Annotated in this window: 20 protein-coding genes; 4 read left to right on the top strand and 16 right to left on the bottom strand. The window is 41.9% G+C overall.

What is annotated here, in order from left to right; all coding sequences use genetic code 11:
• The first annotated feature begins 83 nt into the window (after nucleotides 1–83).
• Entirely contained in the window at nucleotides 84–857 is a 774-nt protein-coding gene (locus tag HWQ43_RS11580; protein ID WP_292733175.1) for an MlaE family lipid ABC transporter permease subunit, read from the top strand.
• Between the two features lie 145 nt (nucleotides 858–1002).
• Here the strand turns inward: HWQ43_RS11580 and HWQ43_RS11575 are convergent, their stop codons facing one another.
• The gene (locus HWQ43_RS11575) at nucleotides 1003–1449 is read right to left on the bottom strand and encodes a hypothetical protein (RefSeq protein WP_292733172.1); all 447 of its coding nucleotides are present in this window, start codon (nucleotides 1447–1449) and stop codon (nucleotides 1003–1005) included.
• Nucleotides 1450–1833: 384 nt separating this feature from the next.
• On the opposite strand from HWQ43_RS11575, the gene cruF reads away from it, so the two are divergent.
• Both cruF and cruG read left to right on the top strand, forming a co-directional pair.
• Nucleotides 1834–2742: a gamma-carotene 1'-hydroxylase CruF gene (gene cruF, locus HWQ43_RS11570; RefSeq protein WP_292733170.1), complete on the top strand. Its 909-nt coding sequence runs from the start codon at nucleotides 1834–1836 to the stop codon at nucleotides 2740–2742.
• A 175-nt stretch (nucleotides 2743–2917) separates the two neighbouring features.
• Nucleotides 2918–4117, top strand: coding sequence for a 2'-O-glycosyltransferase CruG (gene cruG, locus HWQ43_RS11565; RefSeq protein WP_292733167.1), 1200 nt, complete (start codon nucleotides 2918–2920; stop codon nucleotides 4115–4117).
• A 113-nt stretch (nucleotides 4118–4230) separates the two neighbouring features.
• On the opposite strand, the gene rnhA is transcribed toward cruG, so the two are convergent.
• The 8 genes from rnhA to HWQ43_RS11525 form a co-directional block, all read right to left on the bottom strand.
• A complete protein-coding gene (gene rnhA, locus HWQ43_RS11560; RefSeq protein ID WP_292733164.1) occupies nucleotides 4231–5139 on the bottom strand; it encodes a ribonuclease HI in 909 nt (302 codons plus the stop codon).
• 116 nt (nucleotides 5140–5255) lie between these two features.
• Nucleotides 5256–5510: a hypothetical protein gene (locus tag HWQ43_RS11555; protein ID WP_292733161.1), complete on the bottom strand. Its 255-nt coding sequence runs from the start codon at nucleotides 5508–5510 to the stop codon at nucleotides 5256–5258.
• Nucleotides 5511–5577: 67 nt separating this feature from the next.
• Nucleotides 5578–5700: a hypothetical protein gene (locus HWQ43_RS11550; RefSeq protein WP_292733158.1), complete on the bottom strand. Its 123-nt coding sequence runs from the start codon at nucleotides 5698–5700 to the stop codon at nucleotides 5578–5580.
• A complete protein-coding gene (locus HWQ43_RS11545) occupies nucleotides 5700–6443 on the bottom strand; it encodes a M50 family metallopeptidase (RefSeq protein WP_099101890.1) in 744 nt (247 codons plus the stop codon). The genes HWQ43_RS11550 and HWQ43_RS11545 overlap by 1 nt, the downstream gene beginning before the upstream one ends.
• A gap of 296 nt (nucleotides 6444–6739) precedes the next feature.
• Nucleotides 6740–7621: an FHA domain-containing protein gene (locus tag HWQ43_RS11540; RefSeq protein WP_292733153.1), complete on the bottom strand. Its 882-nt coding sequence runs from the start codon at nucleotides 7619–7621 to the stop codon at nucleotides 6740–6742.
• Between the two features lie 199 nt (nucleotides 7622–7820).
• Nucleotides 7821–8543, bottom strand: coding sequence for a 6-phosphogluconolactonase (gene pgl / locus HWQ43_RS11535; protein ID WP_292733151.1), 723 nt, complete (start codon nucleotides 8541–8543; stop codon nucleotides 7821–7823).
• Between the two features lie 272 nt (nucleotides 8544–8815).
• Complete coding sequence (gene rph / locus HWQ43_RS11530) at nucleotides 8816–9559, bottom strand: ribonuclease PH (RefSeq protein ID WP_292733149.1); 744 nt, start codon at nucleotides 9557–9559, stop codon at nucleotides 8816–8818.
• A gap of 138 nt (nucleotides 9560–9697) precedes the next feature.
• Nucleotides 9698–10321 (bottom strand): nucleoside monophosphate kinase, encoded by a 624-nt coding sequence (locus HWQ43_RS11525; protein ID WP_292733147.1) that lies wholly within the window; start codon nucleotides 10319–10321, stop codon nucleotides 9698–9700.
• A 346-nt stretch (nucleotides 10322–10667) separates the two neighbouring features.
• On the opposite strand from HWQ43_RS11525, the gene HWQ43_RS11520 reads away from it, so the two are divergent.
• Nucleotides 10668–11204, top strand: coding sequence for a P-loop NTPase family protein (locus tag HWQ43_RS11520; protein ID WP_292733146.1), 537 nt, complete (start codon nucleotides 10668–10670; stop codon nucleotides 11202–11204).
• A gap of 53 nt (nucleotides 11205–11257) precedes the next feature.
• Here HWQ43_RS11520 and HWQ43_RS11515 read toward each other — a convergent pair whose 3' ends face one another.
• From HWQ43_RS11515 to HWQ43_RS11485, 7 genes are all read right to left on the bottom strand, one after another.
• The gene (locus HWQ43_RS11515; protein WP_292733145.1) at nucleotides 11258–11830 is read right to left on the bottom strand and encodes a dCMP deaminase family protein; all 573 of its coding nucleotides are present in this window, start codon (nucleotides 11828–11830) and stop codon (nucleotides 11258–11260) included.
• A gap of 24 nt (nucleotides 11831–11854) precedes the next feature.
• On the bottom strand, nucleotides 11855–12313 hold the full coding sequence (locus HWQ43_RS11510; protein WP_292733143.1) for an XRE family transcriptional regulator: 459 nt from the start codon (nucleotides 12311–12313) through the stop codon (nucleotides 11855–11857).
• 97 nt (nucleotides 12314–12410) lie between these two features.
• A complete protein-coding gene (locus HWQ43_RS11505; RefSeq protein WP_292733141.1) occupies nucleotides 12411–13217 on the bottom strand; it encodes a hypothetical protein in 807 nt (268 codons plus the stop codon).
• A 245-nt stretch (nucleotides 13218–13462) separates the two neighbouring features.
• The gene (locus HWQ43_RS11500) at nucleotides 13463–14956 is read right to left on the bottom strand and encodes a thymidylate synthase (protein ID WP_292733139.1); all 1494 of its coding nucleotides are present in this window, start codon (nucleotides 14954–14956) and stop codon (nucleotides 13463–13465) included.
• A gap of 97 nt (nucleotides 14957–15053) precedes the next feature.
• Nucleotides 15054–15389: a XisI protein gene (locus tag HWQ43_RS11495; protein WP_292733136.1), complete on the bottom strand. Its 336-nt coding sequence runs from the start codon at nucleotides 15387–15389 to the stop codon at nucleotides 15054–15056.
• Complete coding sequence (locus HWQ43_RS11490) at nucleotides 15377–15793, bottom strand: XisH family protein (protein WP_292733134.1); 417 nt, start codon at nucleotides 15791–15793, stop codon at nucleotides 15377–15379. Before HWQ43_RS11490 ends, HWQ43_RS11495 begins: the two co-directional genes overlap by 13 nt.
• 97 nt (nucleotides 15794–15890) lie before the next feature.
• Nucleotides 15891–16784 (bottom strand): Rpn family recombination-promoting nuclease/putative transposase, encoded by an 894-nt coding sequence (locus HWQ43_RS11485; RefSeq protein WP_292733132.1) that lies wholly within the window; start codon nucleotides 16782–16784, stop codon nucleotides 15891–15893.
• Nucleotides 16785–16812: the final 28 nt, after the last annotated feature.

Raw genomic sequence — 16812 nt, 5'->3', positions numbered from 1 at the left:
CACCATTTGTATCTGTAGTCTTATTTTAGAAAATTGATATAACAACAAATGTGCAAAAAAAGTCAGTCGTAAGGACGATAAAATTGCAACCAAAAACAAAATTTGAGCAATCTGGAATTACACGCTGTTTTGCAGCAATACTGCTCTTTGGTCAAGTGTGGCTACATTTACTCCAAGGGAAAACCTACTATCGCAAAATTTTGCAACACCTTGTTACCGCTGGGCCAGGTTCTATCTCTCCAGTTCTCCTTGTCAGCGGTTTTGCAGGAATGATTTTTACTATTCAAACGGCGAGAGAATTAGTGCGATTTGGGGCTGTTGATGCAGTGGGAGGTGCTTTTGCCTTAGCTTTTTGTAGAGAATTAGCTCCAATTTTGACCGCTAGTATTATGGCGGGACAAGTAGGTTCTGCTTTTGCAGCAGAAATAGGTGCAATGCGAGTTACCGAGCAAATTGATGCACTTTATATGCTCAAAACCGATCCAATTGATTATCTAGTACTTCCTAGAGTAATTGCTTGTTGTTTGATGGTGCCTTTGATGACGATTTTGGCTTTAGTTACAGGCATCATTGGCGGAGTTTTTGCCGCATCAAAGTTCTACCAAATTATTCCCGAAACATTTTTAGAATCAGTCAGAAATTTTTTAGAACCGTCAGATTTGTTTATTATTTTGCTAAAAGGGTTTATTTTTGGAGTGCTGGTTGCTGTCATTGGCTGTAGTTGGGGTTTAACTACTAGAGGGGGAGCAAAGGAAGTCGGAGAATCGGCAACAAAAGCAGTTGTTACTAGTTGGGTATCAATTTTTATTATGGATTTTTTCCTATCTCTACTGCTGTTTGAACAGCCTGCATTTTGAACCAAAGTAAGTATTGAACAAAATTCCCAACTTCTTAGAAAGTTGGGAATTTGAGCTACAAAGAAAGTTGGGGGAAAATAATACTGCTTCTAAAGCATTGGCACAAACCAACCCAGTCATGGCTTGCTTTTTCGGATATAACTCATCACGTTAACGGAATTTGGGAATATATGAACTTGTAGATTAGCGCACCCAAAGCTAAACCTCCCAATGAAAAGATAGAGGCAGTCGAAAAAGCTAACCCTTCTCTAAGACCTGCTCTTTGAAAGTCTATCCTGACTAATATAGTCGCTGAAATGATGAGTAAAGTATCAAGAAAGACCCGAAACCAGGCAATCATAATAAAGAATAAGAAAGCTGCTAAGACGGCAACGCCGAAAGCCCTGGTATTTGATTGAAGAAAAAGACTGTAGTAATATGTCATCTTCGGCCAAGGAGCGGTCAACGTTATGATTAAAAGCAAGATAGCAATTACAGTTGCCACCCACACAAATATAGGAGCACGTGTTTCTGATATTACCCAGCCCAAAGTACTGTAACTCAGCAGTACTAGCGCCAGGGACACCCAAGGAACTCTTTTCAAAATTGACATGGGTTTATATTTCTAGTACAGGATTAAGGTTTTATCGCATAAATAAGTGTAGTAACTCAAGACTTTATTTTGCTTGAGGACTTGCTCAGTTTATGATCATTGTCCTTCCTTAAGGATATCCCAGTATCAAAGGAGTTTTTTCCGATACGGGTATCAGTGAGACAAGAAACCAAAAGTTCTTACAGATAAAATTATCTAGATTTTGAATATATGGCTTAAACTAGTAAGTTTAGCATCATATTTTATAGCTTCAATCAATAGACTTTTATGCTGTTCACAAGAAAGCCAAACAAGTTTGTCGAGAATTGCGGTACAAAGTAGTTAAAGATTTGTAAACTGTTAGCAGCCGAGTAGCCGCGTGTCACATCTTGTTAAGGAATTATCATGAAACAACTTATTATTGCTGAACGCGTATGCCTCATTGGTCATATCGCGTCAAAAGCCTTTGGACTGGTAGGGATGCTACTGGTAGTACCTAATGCTGAAATAATTTTCAACTTATCGCAGGTAGGAGAAACTGCCGTACAGTTAAGTATGGCTGGCGGCGGTGTAGTTGATATCATCTTAGGGACAGTAGCTGTCTCTATTTATGCCTACCGGACGTTGGGGTTAGGAACTTGGCTAGCATTTATGCTACCGGCTATGTTTATCTCTTTGGGAAGTGAACTACTGGGAACTAGTACAGGGTTTCCATTTGGTGATTATAGCTACTTGAGTGGCTTGGGTTATAAGATTGGAGGGCTAGTTCCTTTCACAATTCCTTTATCTTGGTTTTATGTTGGGCTGTCATCTTACTTAATTGCGAGAACTGGTTTGAAAGTGGCTCAAAAACCCAGTTGGGGTCGCCATATTGCTGCAATAGCCGTTGGTGCTTTGCTCTTCACTTGCTGGGACTTTGCCCTAGAACCGGCTATGAGTCAAACTTCTCTGCCCTTCTGGTATTGGGAACAACCAGGAGCTTTCTTTGGAACACCTTACCAGAACTATGTAGGTTGGTTTGGTACTAGCGCCCTGTTTATGAGTGTGGCAGGATTATTGTGGAGAAATATCTCGATTAAATTAGAGCGATCGCAACTCAATCTGCCATTAGTCGTTTATTTAACTAACTTTGCATTCGCCGCCGGACTAAGCTTGGCAGCTGGATTTTCTATCCCTGTGTTACTCGGCTTATTGCTAGGTGTAATTCCGGCTGTAGCGCTGTGGTCAAGGAGTTCAACCACACCGGCTCAAGTTACTGTTGAACCAGTAACCAAAGAAGTATCAGTAGCAAAGGTTGAAGTTGCCTTGAAATAAGTCTATTTGGGAGCAGAGGGGCAGGGGAGGAGAGGAGACAAGGAGACAAGGGGGAATTATTGAACAAGTCTCTCCCTTGTCTCACCCTTCTTCCTCGTCTACCTTGTCTCTTCTCCATGTCCAATGCCCTATGCCCATTTATTTTGTATAGTCGCAATTTTAATTGTTAAGTATTTTGACAACATTAGACAACGCTTTGATAGTAGAAAGCGCTATCTCTCTTTTATTGTTACTTATCCAAGTACCAGCAACGGCGATTCTGTTTTCGCGCCTGTTAAAAGGACCAAGACGCCATCCTCCAATAGAACCCCAACAGCCGACGCCTGAGCTTTTGGGTAGGGTTAGCATCGTTGTTCCCACACTGAACGAAGCGCTTCGCATTAGCCCACTGTTGGCTGGTTTAAGTCAGCAAAGCTATGAAGTTCGGGAAATTATGGTTGTAGACAGTAAATCGAGTGACGGCACCCCCGACTTAGTAAAAGCCTCACAGCAGAAAGATCCCCGCTTTTGCCTGATGACAGATGATCCCTTACCCTCTGGTTGGGTGGGGCGTCCTTGGGCGTTACATAACGGATTTCTATATAGCTCCGAGGCTAGTCAATGGTTCCTGGGGCTGGATGCTGATATCCAACCGCATCCTGGTTTAGTTGCTGGTTTGGTGAAGACAGCCGAAGCACAAGGCTATGATTTGGTTTCTCTTTCACCCCAATTCATCCTCAAATATCCTGGGGAGTGTTGGCTACAACCCGCTTTGTTGATGACTTTGCTTTACCGATTTTACCCAGCAGGGATCAATACAGAGCAACCAGAACGGGTAATGGCTAATGGGCAGTGTTTTTTGTGTCGTCGCTCCGTTTTAGCTGCTGTAGGTGGTTATAGCAGTGCCAGAAGTTCTTTTTGTGATGATGTCACGTTGGCACGAAATATTGCTGTTCAAGGGTATAAGGTGGGCTTTTTAGATGGCGCAAAAGTGTTAAAGGTACGCATGTATGAAGGGGCGATGGAGACGTGGAAAGAATGGGGGCGGAGTCTCGATCTCAAAGATGCAACTTCTCGTTCTCAGTTGTGGGGAGATTTATGGCTACTCACATCTGTTCAAGGTCTACCTCTTTTAATTGTCCTGACTTTTTTGTTGATTTCTCCCCCACTCTCATATTCGCCCACTCCCCCACTTTTGCTGCTGGGACTGAATTTATTCCTGTTGGTGATTCGCTTTGCGATGCTAATAGCGATCGCACCTTCTTACGATCGCACAAACGCTAAAGGCAGTTGGTTATTCTGGCTTTCCCCTTTGGCCGATCCTTTAGCTGTACTGCGAATCTTTTTATCTGCATTCCACACCCCGCGTGAGTGGAGAGGACGCAAGTATATATAGTGGAGGCATTGGGTATTAGGCATTGGGCATTGGTCATTGGTCAATAACTAATAGTTATTCTTCCCCTGCTCCCCCTGCCTCCCCTGCCTCCCCTGCCTCTCCTGCTCACTCGCCTACTCCTCTTCCCCTCCTACCTGATCCCCGCGTTCCAATTCCCAAAGAATTTGATTTCCTTCACGACGTACCCGTGACACTATCCAGTTTCGCCAACGCCATTGATCTCCACGACTGGTGACAGCGCTGGCGTGGACATCCATCAAGTCTGCTAACTCAGAACTGGTGATTAAATAGCCTTTTTCAGAAATTTCGTCAGCTATACGCAGAGTTTCGACCAAGCTGCGGAGTTGCGAAACCCTCATTTCTGGCGGTTTTTCATCGGTTACGGCCGCAGTTGGCCCGGTTGATGGTTCCATAACGGTTATTTCTAGTGCAGAAGTACTGATTTTTTGCGGACTTTGGTTAGTTATTCTAGAGTTTTTTTCATAATCAGCTACTTTTGCTACATTTATTTCATTTGTGGAAGGTAAAGATTTATAAAAATCTGTGGAAGATAATTGTTGTAGAGAAGGGGTTTTGCCACTTGCATAAGTGCGAGCGATCACATCACAACGTTCGTTACCTATATTACCAGAATGTCCACGGACGTGTTGCCATTTTACTTGTTGGGTATTGAGTTCATCTAAGATTTGTAAAAGGTCTTGGTTTTGGACGGGTTTACCATCTGACTTTTTCCAGCCTTTATTTTTCCAGCCTTTCACCCATTTGGTAACGCAGTTAATCAGGTATTCACTATCGGTATGAAGGGTGATTGGTTGTGCTTGTTGAGATGTTTGCAGAAATTGAAGAGCGGCGATCGCAGCTTGCATCTCCATTTTATTATTAGTGGTATGAGGGGATGCATCGCCCATTTCGTGGATTGAGCCGTCGCTGAAGTAGACGACAACACCCCAACCGCCAGGGCCAGGATTACCGGTGCAAGCACCATCGGTGTATATGCTTTGAATTATGGGTTGGGTGGACATGTTTAGAGGAGCGAACCGCGAAGGCAAGAGTTATTAGCGGCGAATTTTTTAACAATATCCAGGTTATTATACTGATAAAAACTCTTAATTCTGACTCCTGATTTCGGAATTCTTCTTTAATCCTCATCATCAGGCAAGTTTTCGATTTCTTCAGTAATTAGCGTCTGAAAATCTTCGTCACAATGATTATACAGATGAACCGCAGCAGCTAGGAGTTCTGCTAGAATTTCAGCTTGTTGGTTAGCAGTTAAACTAGTTAACTGTAGCTGGTTAATTAAGGCTTGTACTTTCAGGCATTCTGTACATAATTCAGCAATCAAGGTACTGAGGGTTGAATTGGTGACTGCAAGAGGGCGATCGCTAATCTGCATATTTTAGTTATTGTCCCAATCTACGCGCTTGTTGGATTGCCTTGTCAAAAGCACGAATCTCTTTTTCTCAATGCTTAATTAAACCTTCGTCAGGAAAACTCTTCTCTGATTCCAGTCTAATCTTTTCTTGAGGTTCGGTAATTCTTTGAGCTAAAGATTCAATCGCCTTTTGATTGTGTTTCTTACTCATTACTCAGAACGATAGGCAACGCGGAGACTTTGGATTAAAATCACCAGAGATGCGATCGCCATTAACCCGCCCCAAAACCAGTAAGGTAAAAGCAAATATCGCTGCATTTGCGCTGTATCAGATGCACCAAGGGGGCCAGCAGAACTACTAAATAGATAATCAAGTTGATGGTACGTACTTACACAAGCTTGTACACCCAAAAATTGAATGACAAACCCTTGCGCCCAGCGAGGTGCTTTCAGGGAAATACCTAAGATTATTAAACCTAGTAAGGGAATTGCCACCAATCCGAACCAGGAACGCACCCAAATTAATGTCGAAAATAGCAAAAAACTTCCTAAAATTTTTAAACAGAGGGTTGCTGCTGTAAAACTGCGGGAAGCCAGAATCAAAGCTGCACCAGCAAGAGGTGGCCCCATTGGCCCGGCTGCGGCGATTATTGCCGGGCCAATTGGCCCCAATGACGATCGGATGCCATAAGTTGCGACACCAGAACCATTGCTAAAAATCTGCAACTTCTGAAACTGTCCCCCTAATAGCAGTGCCATTAAGCCGTGACCCATTTCATGAAACCAAGTTGCCAGAATTGTAAATGGGTATAAGATATAATCCCCTCCTGGTACTTGCCACAATAGAGCAGTTGCGATCGCTGCTGCAACTAGCCAGGTAAGCCCCATGCGTTCAACAACTGGTGGGGCTTCTTTAGCGAGCAAGGTTTCAAAATTTTTACTTGGTTCCCTCATAGGTCACTCAATTTTGGATTTTGGATTTTGGATTTTAGATTTTCTGAAAAATTAAAAATCTAAAATTGGCAGTGTATTTCCATCCATCCTAGTGTAATTATTCAGGTAATGGAGTTGCTAGACAATGCAACAATTCGCACTCACATCAAAGCGACGGCTGTCAACTATGGCGCTATCAAGAACGACATAGTTATCCGTCGCTTGTCTGATGCAGTTCATTTGTTTCTCCTCCAAAATGGATGCCGGAGGATGGGCAGAAAATACTTAGGCTGATGTCACAATTTAACAAGAATCAGTTAAGCAAGTTGAAAGAGGAATGTCATCAAGTCTCCTTTACCCAAGCTGATGCGATCGCCTGTTCGCAAGCGATGACGGTTCCCTGGTAAAAGTGGCAAATTATTAATATAAGTGCCATTAGAACTTCCCACATCCTCTACATAATGGGCATCTCCCTCGACGCGAATATCTGCATGAATCCGCGAGACAATTTCGGAATTGGGAAATCCTGAAACATCTATATCTGGAGGAATCCGGTCATTGGGCTTGCCGATATGAATCACAGAGAAATTTTGCGGCAATTCAATTAAGCGATCGCTTTGAATGTGGAGTAACCGCGCTGTAACCTGCTGCAATTGAGTTCTGGCAGCAGTTGCAGTTGGTGCTGCTGGCGGGGATACTTCGGCTTCAAAGGCTGGTGTTGGTTCCACAGGTGGTGGAGTCGGAATACTACTTTGTCCAGAAACTACGGGTTGAGCGACAACAGTTGATGTTGATGCTGCCTCTGGAGGGCTGCTTTCTGCAACAGGCATCTGTGGCGTAGGTTCTGGGGGAACTGCCATCTCTGTTGGTGGTAAAGATGATTCGGGAGGATGGGAGTTAGTAGAACCGCTCATTCCTAAAGCATCTGGTTGTAAAAGTTCTAACAATGGATCGGGTGGAACTAACGCTGGCACTTCCACGGGAATATCGGGAGTGACTGTTGTAGCTACTGCGGGATGAACGTGTGGAACTCCTGTGGAGTGAAGGTTATAGCCACACTGACCGCAGAATGCAGCATCTGCCTGCACAGTTGCCCCACAACTGGGACAATTAGTAGTCGCAGGTAATGGTGTATAACAAGCTTCACACTGGACAGCGCCATCAGGATTGGGATGATTGCAATTAGGGCAGACGATCATCGATATTTAGCCTTTGTTCAAGATCATCATAAATATAGTTAGGACTGGCAAGCAGAGGGCGGCCCTAGCTTTAGATTCTAGCAATTACTGCTAATGGAACAATGAATTGGACACTCTTATGCGGGGAAGGGGAGCAGGGGAGCAGGGGAAATAATAGTAACTCCTAACTCCTAACTCAGCACTCCCAATGCCCCATTGTTCAATGCTGAAGTTCCAAACCTGCTGCCGCATCCAGCAGCCACCAAAGTTCTCCTTGGGGCTGAATTAAGCGGGATGGGTAAGTAAAGTCATCGGCTACAGGTGCAAAGACTTGCGCTAAAGCTGGTCGTTTATTAGCACCAGCAACCAGAAAAATCACGCTACGAGCAGAGTTGATGAAGGGGTATGTGAAACTTATCCTGGGGTTTCCGTCTTTGTTACCCACAGTCACGAGGCGATCGCGTACTTTAAGAGCCTCTGTTTGGGGAAACAAAGATGCAGTATGTGCATCATCACCCATTCCTAGTAATACTACATCCAAGGGGGGAAACTCGACACCAGAAGAATTGAAAAATTCTTTGAGATGCTGTTCATACTTGGCAGCAGCCAGTTCTGGATTGGCTTCTAAAGTTGGTACGGGGTGAATGTTAGCCGCTGGGATATCAACGCGATCTAGCCACGCACGACGCGTCATCAGTTCATTGCTATCGGGGTGATCTGGTGGTACGTAACGCTCATCTCCCCAGAATATATGAATTTTATCCCAAGGCAGTTTTTGAGTAGCGATCGCTTCGTATAAAGGTTTAGGTGTACTGCCGCCAGATAAGGCGATGGTAAACCGTCCCCGCTGCTCAATGGCAGTTTTTGACTTGGACAGAATTAATTCTAGCGCTCGTGCAACCAGCGCCGGCTGATCCGGTAGAACTTCAACAGTTTTGTTCATAGCTTCATCATCATATTGCTGGCTTCCAGCAATACAATACCGAACTTATTACAATCCCCCTTTTTAACTTTTGAAACATTTAACATCGTGGATTAAGTAGACTGGAAAATGTAGACCCTCTTTATCACGTTTTACCGTAAGTTGTCAGTAGTGAGTCGTACTAACTACTAACCACTCTGATGATTATTTTTATTTACATCCAGTTACTTGATACTTTGTTGATTAACGCTACAAAGGATACGTTTATTAATTCTTATTAAAAATTAATAAAACTAATCGATGGCAAACAACCCTTCCCAGTCAGGGATCGCTTTACGTTGGGCAATTAACAATTCCTGAATTCCTTTTTGGGCAACATCTAGCAGTTGATCTAACTGAGTGCGGCTAAAGCTGCCTTCTTCGGCTGTTCCTTGGACTTCAATGATTCCCAGGTGTTGATTCATCACCACATTAAAATCTACTGTTGCAGCCACATCTTCGATGTAATTTAGATCCAAAAATGGCTCTCTCTCCAGTAATCCTACGGAAACTGCTGCTACTTGTCCACACAAAGGCGATCGCTCCAACACGCCCTCTTGCAATAATTTAGAAATCGCATGAGCCAACGCCACAAACGAGCCTGTAATGGCTGTTGTCCGAGTTCCGGCATCTGCTTGCAACACATCAGCATCTACAGTCAGCGTGCGTTCTCCCAGTGCCTCAAAATCCACTGCTGCGCGTAAGCTACGTCCAATGAGACGTTGAATTTCTTGCGTCCGTCCAGATAATTTCAATAATTCCCTTTCTTGACGTTTTTGGGTAGCGGATGGTAACATTCGGTACTCAGCAGTTAGCCAGCCTTTACCAGTTCCTTCAAGAAACTTTGGAACTCCCTTATTAACGCTAACAGTACAAAGTACTTGCGTATCACCGCATCTTGCAAGAACAGAACCGGGGGCAAAGCGGGTGAAACTGGGGTGAAAGCTAATCGGACGTAGTTCGTAGGGAATCCGACCATCAGGACGCTGCCAAGCCATTAGAATTGCCTCAAGTTTTACAATACTGCCTTAAGATTACCTTAGTGTTATTGGGCATTGGGCATTGGGCATTGGGTATTGGGCAATACACTAATAGTTATTCTTCCCCTGCCTCCCCTGCTTCCCCTGCTTCTTTATCTAAGGAACTGAAAGCAGAGTCAAAATATTTTGCTGCACCATCTCTGGTGACTGGTCGCCGTTGATGGTCAACAAGCAGCGACGACGGTCGTAATATTCTAGGATGGGAATGGTGCGATCGTAGAATAATTCTACACGGCGCTGCACGATTTCTGGTTGGTCATCTGGTAGCGATCGCCCCAAGGATCGGCTAACCATGACTGCTTCCGGGACTTGGAGATAAATTGCCCAATCTAGCTTTTGCTCTAAATCATCTAATAAAAAATCTAATTCTTCAGCTTGGAAGGCAGTACGGGGATAGCCTTCTAAGACCCAATCACAGTTGATATCTGGTTGTCTGAGGCGAATTCGGATCAATTCAACGATCATTTCGTCTGGAACTAAATCCCCTTTTTGCATATAGGGTCGAGCGTGGTAGCCTAGTTCACTCAGGCTAGCGTAAACCGAAAGAGAAGTCCGGGGATCGGCTTCCAACCATCGAAATTCCGGCAGGGGCTGATTGCCAGATATTGCTTCTCGTAAAATCTCACCTGTGGAAATCAGAGGAATATCAAGGTATCTGCAAAGCCTTTGTGCTTGAGTGCTTTTCCCCGATCCTGAACCTCCCAGAATCACCAATCTCACAACGATTTACTCCTCATCCTGTCAAATTCACTACTAGCTAAGTCTGTTTTGCCCAAACAACCGACAAATCTAACATTTAGCGATTTTCAGATGTTCTGCCTAGCTTTTTTGAATAATTGGGACTGTAACTCTTATGTTTTCATTTTTACAACTCATTTCCGATAAAAGACGAAAAAAATTTAAATCAAAATAACCCTTGACTTCAATACAAACGTAGTGTTTGACTAAGAATGCAATTTGCCAAATCCACCACACCTGTGAAAAACAGATTGATTATACAGGCAAATTTATCAGAATTACCGCCAGCAATAACCCTTAACTTGTTGTATTTTTTTAACTTAACCTTATGGTTGCCCAGCTAGAAAGTCAAAGTATCAATTCAACCTTAACCCTACCATATCCAGTTGAAGGACTAGTGCAAGTTTTCACTAGCTCTCATCGCAACTTTTTTACGAGCGTGATGGCTCAATCACTGAGAATAGCTGGACAAGGAACGGCAGTATTAATAGTGCAGTTCCTCAAAGGAGGTATTCGCCAAGGACAGGATCGACCCATCCAATTAGGACAAAATTTAGATTGGATTCGCTGTGATTTGCCTCGTTGTATTGATACACCACATTTAGACGATACGGAAAATCAAGCTTTACAAAAGTTGTGGCAGTATACACAGCAGGTAGTGTGTGAGAGTAAGTATTCTCTCGTTGTCTTAGATGAGTTAAGTTTAGCGATTAACTTTGGTTTAATTCCTGAAACTGAAGTTTTAGCGTTTCTGGCAAAGCGCCCTCCCCACGTCGATATCATTCTGACAGGGCCAGAGATGCCAAAATCTCTTCTCGATGTGGCAGATCAAATTACAGAAATCCGCCGGAGTTATCGACCTTAAATAATCTCAGGATTTGAGATTTTGGATTTAATAATCTTCAATCAGAGGGTGTGTTAAAGTTCGTGAACACACCTTACTGTTCTAGCTACAGATGTCGGATTGAGGAGAAATTGAGCAGCTTGTTGTGCCGTTACTAGAGATAACTGAATCTGTTTGAGGGTGACTAGACCTTCATTAACAAAGGAATCTCTTACTAAGGCTTTCTCGCCGCCATTGAAAGAAGTTTCATAAAATACTTCCTTAATTCCTGCGGAGATAATTAATTTCAAACAAGACAGACAAGGTTCTAGAGTGACGTAAATACTTGCACTATCTGTAGAAGTCCCATGCTTTGCTGCTTGTGCGATCGCATTTGCTTCCGCATGTACAGCCCTTGATGGTAAAGTTTTACTAGCATCACAGCTACTCAATCCTGGATAACAGTAGCCCTGAGTCGTACAATGTGCCGAACCCGATGGTGAGCCATTGTAACCTGTTGCCACCACCTGCTTGTTTTTCACAATCACAGCACCTACTGGAAAGGCTAAACATGTTGAGCGAGTTGCTGCAAGTTTAGCCAACATCAGAAAGTATTCATCCCATGTTGGTCTTTGATGGGGTTCGTCGATTGGAGAAATATCTTGCATAATCTGTCAATTTCAAACTTTATTTTACTGCCTTGCTGACAAAGGAAACTGTCGATGCTCTGGGTTCCACTTCGCCAAAATGTTTTTAAGCTGATTCAAAGCATCTTCATGATCGTAAAACTGTATTTCAGCAATCACAGTGGGAATGCCGCGTGGAAATCTTGATATTGTTTTACCTGTTTCGTATAGAAGAATGATAGGAATTTTGTTTGTCTCTGCAAAAGCTAACTCCATTCCAACACCAAAGGATAGTGAGCCAAGATAAGCAATAACTAAGTCCGAATTGCTTACCTGATACTTATCTTGGTCGAAAACTTCACGAGGACTAATATCGGGATTATTTACGGGATCAGTTTGTTTGTGTGGAACATAGGCTTGAAGGCCAATTTCTTCGCAAAGTAAGCCAATTTTTTCATAAAGCACTTTAGTTTCTGCTGGATTTTCTACATTAGTTAAGGCACCAGACACATATACTTTGTACATTTTTATCACTGTTTGTTCGCTAAGAAATAACTATTTTTTTAAGGCTCAATCATTGCCAGAATTGAAAAATATAATTATTAAGTTGAAATATTTATAGTTAGTTGTTTCTCTCATTTCTGGTAAATTCAGATACAGCTGCATAAGCAACGGGTATAATAGCAATAATTAACTCATTGCTAAGTTTATTATTACGATATAAATAAAGTAACAAGAGCAGGGAAACGGCTATAGGAGCAGCCCATCTCTTTATTATGGTTTTAAGTTGGTAGCTTGCCCTTTCCTGGTCAAGATTTTTCTTAACCTCTTGATACTCAGAAGATGCCTTTAATCTTTGCTGAAGTGCTTTTCTATCACCATTTCTCCACGGATTTTTACTATCGTGAATCCATTCATTAAGTTGTTGAGGAACATTCCCAGGAAAATCATTCAATCTTCCTGATTTATGTTCTGCAACAATATCTAAACTCCTCGAACTCAACTTATGAAATACTAAATAGGCAATCACTTCATCAACATTAATTCTGTTACTTCGATTTGAAACATTCTGAATCGGGATAGACAAAATTCCTGACCAACCTGGATTTACTTTAGTCCCTAGATGTCCTAGTCCCCTTGATACCATTTTTACCTTAGAATGAATAGTGCCACAATAATAATTATTCAGTGCCACACATTCATTAGTAAATACCAAAACTGTATCTCCTGCTGTTATTTCAAAGAATCTGGTATTTGAATTTGCATCTGTTTCAATCGTTAAAAGAACTTGCTTTTCAATAGAGTAAGCAAAATCACTTGCAGTTAGACCAAGAACACAACCTTGCAAATTCTCTTTTTTGAATGGATAAAAAAGTATTTTCCCACGCACCAATTCATCGATAATATCCCGATCGCTCAAGACTGACATCTCAATACCCCCTAATTCCAAAAACCACCAGAATTTTCCACAAAGGCATACGATATAGTTATAAAGTCAAGCACATCGTGTCAGTAGCTAAGTAGGACGCTTTGACTATCTTGATGAAAAGACTACTTTGATCACACGTATTTTAAATTATATTGTGGCGTGTTGCAAATTAATTTATACATTTAGCACGCCGATATTCACACTAGGATTGCTAGTTATTTATATATGAATTACAGTTTTTTAATTTACTGATCCTGAATATAAGTCTTGTTACTTTTAATACAGTTGCTAGCCTTTTGTAGTTCTATACCTAAATAACCAGTATGTTCAGGCTGAATTGCTGGAGAGGTAGCACAAATCTCTCTTAGTAGGCTGAGAGGATTTTTCCCACGATAAGATTTAATCACCTCACCACTACCAGGGGTTGTGTGGGTAACGACTATCTCTTTACCATCAACCTCAATTAGGAAATTGCCGGAGGGGTCATAATAGCTACGCTGATTAAAAATTGCAGCGTATTGATTTGCAATTAGCCTCTCTGCATTGTCCCAGGTATCATCATATATATGAGCAGACTGACTAATAGTTATGAGTGGCCCCATTTTCAAATCATACTCAGAACGTTGAGCAATTTCATCCCTAATATGTTGTTGCAAAGCCCTCAATCCCATTGCATTTGCAGGCCATGCAGCAAACATATCATTACTTCTAAGAGTTGCAGTTAATGATAATTCATTATCAACCACTCTCAACCAAATGTGATTTAGACAAGGACTACCACCTTTTTCATGGTCTTTTACATCCCATAAATTCATCACTGCACTAGCGGCATCAATTTCTCCAATTAACTTCTGAATTACCTGGTCAATTTGATCGCGCTCAAACCAGGAACGTAAACGTTGACCATAAGTATATTTCAATCCTTCCCTATAAGGTGCATCATCTAAAATCTGCGAAACGTATTCTTTAAGAAAAGGGCGATCAATTGGCAAATAATTCGGATCGGGAAAATAAAAGTCAACAGGCTCATCAGTAATAATTGCCATTAAATCAATTAATTCTTGCCATTGCCCATCATAGCCAGTTGGTCTAATTGTTCCTGTTGTCTTAATCCGATGAATGATTTTTACCCAAGTTTCGGCTATAGTCTGACCTTCTATTCGATGTCCGTAACGCGAGCCTGGTAAAACACTTGGTTCAACGAGAGACATGGGAAATTCCAACCGCGAACCCCAAGGAGAAAGTGCTTCTAATTGGGTATAAGATTTAACTAGACTAACTGCCTCAACGATTGATTTGGCTTCTTTGCAATCTACAGAATGCCGCAGGTGTTCTAAATCACTAGCTTCGACTTCAAGATCAATATATCCAGGGATAGGGGAGCGAATTACCCAGCAACGCAACCCAGTATCACACACACCTTCTTCAAAGCCATTACGGAAAAAGTCCAGCAAGCACTGACATGCACCCGCGTTATTATCTTCCCTTGTAGCATTGAGAACAACCAAAAAGCGGACGTGGGGATTAAATAGCAAATTGCGAATCAGTAAGTTTATCCCCCTTGTGGGCGAGTATAGTTGCCCAATTACAGCATACTCTGGCGGTTGCAAGTGTTTAGCGATCGCCTGCTTTACTGTCCATCCTGTAATCACTGCCGTCTGACCTAGACCATAAATAAGCTGGTTGGGCTTGTACAGTGCTTTGTACTCGAATTGGGTTGCCTTACCCGTTGCTGTCATGATTGGCTAAAATTAAAAAATTAACGATCTTCTATCGTATCACTAAATCTAAATCGCTCTGAATCCAGTTCCATAAATCAGATTGCGATCGCTTGCTTTATCCCACTGCAAATTCTGTCAGCTTTCGCATATAAGGAGGCTGATAAGCCAGTACTATATCTTGCTTAGGAATACCATACTCTATTAATTCATTAGCCACGCCAACCTCAGTACCATCATACTGAATCCAAATCTTACAATCTCGAATATCTAGATGAATTAAACAGCCATAAACCCGACGACGATTTTCCCAACCCGTATTCACAACTTGATAATGATCTTGTTGTACATCAAAAATAGTTTGCCGTTCGATTTCACCATAGGCAGGTTTAACCTGAGCATGATTTGCCAAAACTTGCTGGATGATTTCTCTATACTTTGCTAGTTTATCCATTGTACAATTACCTCATTTTCCGGGTCAAATACTAGCAGTTTCAATTGATATTCATGAATACTCAGTTGTGGCAATTGCCGTGAGAAAAAATCTTCATAAGTTGCTAGCGGAACAGCTAAATAGAGAACTCGCTCTGGTTCTTTTAGTTTTAGTGCTACTCGATAATTTAAACATTGTCCTAAAGCTGTATGAAACTCAGAAATCGCAGAAGGAGCAACAAAACTCTTGATTTCTACAGCAATTCTTTCGTCTTGCTTTTGAGCAGCAATTAACCGTTCTGCACCCAAATCAATTTGCAGTTGTCCATCTGCTAAATCAATAGACAGTGGATCGTGTGTAATTGTCCAGCCATCTTTTTGCAAAGCCAATCTAACTAAATTATGGAAAATATCTCTTGCAGACATTCATTAAAATTTTAAGTGTAATAACTCGAAAATTTTATAGTCTAAACTTTCATCATAATTCTAGCTCTTAAGCAAAAGTTGGAGCGATCGCTTTATCCTACAAAACATTCCGTAACTCTTGAATTGTATTTGCTACAACAATCCTGCGTAAAATCTCTTTCAATTGCTCTAAGTCAGAAATTTGCGAAATTTGCGACATCAACTCCAAACCATCGCTGCCAAATTTCGCCTCTAAACTTGTTTCAATGCTAGAGATTATTCCACGTACTTCTCCTCGTGCTTCTCCTCGTGCTTCTCCTCGTGCTTCTCCTTCTGCTTGTCCTCGTGCTTGTCCCTCACGTAAAATTTCTTGATACCAAGGTGACTCTCTTAAGACTGTCATATCCCACCTCATGATTTCCTTAACTAAAGTACTTTCTAATACAAAGGTTGCAAAAAATGCCAGAACTGTCTCAAGTTGATTTAATTGCTCATCAGCACGCAGCATTCGCAATGCTTCCCTAATTGTAGACTCGTTTTCTCCGCCTTTAAGAATCGGTACAAAGGGAAGCAGCGACGGTAACGGCGTCTCAAAAGCTATATTTACGTCAACTTCCCAGAGATTGATTACGCGGTAATCTTGAATTGCTCTTAACCCGATAAAATTTGATGCAAAGCTTGTAGGTATTTCACTGTTGCTGATTTTGAGAATGTTAATTAGTACAGGGTAGGTTTGTAGTTTATATTTCTCTTCCGCAAGAGCAGCATAAGCACGCATCCGACGCGGCATTTCTGATGTGTGGCGTAATTGTAACTCATTGAGGATGAGAAATTTCCCGTATTGGGGACTTTCAGCCTGAATTACAACATCGCTTTGTCGGCTAATCCATTGGAATTCTGTATTTAAGATTTCGCCTGTAACAATGTCGGGAATTCCTGTCACCCATTTTGCCCAATTATTTGGTGCAAGGCTGATTAATTTTTTAGTGCTAATATCGGCAGCTTTGTTCATCAAAAAAAGATAGATGCGATCGCCCTAA

It is taken from the genome of Nostoc sp. JL31, assembly GCF_017114965.1.
In the GTDB taxonomy this organism is placed as follows: domain Bacteria; phylum Cyanobacteriota; class Cyanobacteriia; order Cyanobacteriales; family Nostocaceae; genus Nostoc; species Nostoc punctiforme_A.
This window is presented reverse-complemented; position numbering and strand designations above follow the sequence as displayed.

Bases quoted from the DNA above. Each gene is read 5' to 3' on its own strand.
- HWQ43_RS11485 (WP_292733132.1), bottom strand. From the start codon at position 16,784: ATGAACAAAGCTGCCGATATTAGCACTAAAAAATTAATCAGCCTTGCA.
- HWQ43_RS11540 (WP_292733153.1), bottom strand. From the start codon at position 7,621: ATGATCGTCTGCCCTAATTGCAATCATCCCAATCCTGATGGCGCTGTC.
- HWQ43_RS11520 (WP_292733146.1), top strand. From the start codon at position 10,668: ATGGTTGCCCAGCTAGAAAGTCAAAGTATCAATTCAACCTTAACCCTA.
- cruF (WP_292733170.1), top strand. From the start codon at position 1,834: ATGAAACAACTTATTATTGCTGAACGCGTATGCCTCATTGGTCATATC.
- HWQ43_RS11575 (WP_292733172.1), bottom strand. From the start codon at position 1,449: ATGTCAATTTTGAAAAGAGTTCCTTGGGTGTCCCTGGCGCTAGTACTG.
- HWQ43_RS11510 (WP_292733143.1), bottom strand. From the start codon at position 12,313: ATGTACAAAGTATATGTGTCTGGTGCCTTAACTAATGTAGAAAATCCA.
- HWQ43_RS11515 (WP_292733145.1), bottom strand. From the start codon at position 11,830: ATGCAAGATATTTCTCCAATCGACGAACCCCATCAAAGACCAACATGG.
- pgl (WP_292733151.1), bottom strand. From the start codon at position 8,543: ATGAACAAAACTGTTGAAGTTCTACCGGATCAGCCGGCGCTGGTTGCA.
- rnhA (WP_292733164.1), bottom strand. From the start codon at position 5,139: ATGTCCACCCAACCCATAATTCAAAGCATATACACCGATGGTGCTTGC.
- HWQ43_RS11495 (WP_292733136.1), bottom strand. From the start codon at position 15,389: ATGGATAAACTAGCAAAGTATAGAGAAATCATCCAGCAAGTTTTGGCA.
- rph (WP_292733149.1), bottom strand. From the start codon at position 9,559: ATGGCTTGGCAGCGTCCTGATGGTCGGATTCCCTACGAACTACGTCCG.
- HWQ43_RS11550 (WP_292733158.1), bottom strand. From the start codon at position 5,700: ATGAGTAAGAAACACAATCAAAAGGCGATTGAATCTTTAGCTCAAAGA.
- HWQ43_RS11555 (WP_292733161.1), bottom strand. From the start codon at position 5,510: ATGCAGATTAGCGATCGCCCTCTTGCAGTCACCAATTCAACCCTCAGT.
- HWQ43_RS11490 (WP_292733134.1), bottom strand. From the start codon at position 15,793: ATGTCTGCAAGAGATATTTTCCATAATTTAGTTAGATTGGCTTTGCAA.
- HWQ43_RS11505 (WP_292733141.1), bottom strand. From the start codon at position 13,217: ATGTCAGTCTTGAGCGATCGGGATATTATCGATGAATTGGTGCGTGGG.
- HWQ43_RS11545 (WP_099101890.1), bottom strand. From the start codon at position 6,443: ATGAGGGAACCAAGTAAAAATTTTGAAACCTTGCTCGCTAAAGAAGCC.
- HWQ43_RS11500 (WP_292733139.1), bottom strand. From the start codon at position 14,956: ATGACAGCAACGGGTAAGGCAACCCAATTCGAGTACAAAGCACTGTAC.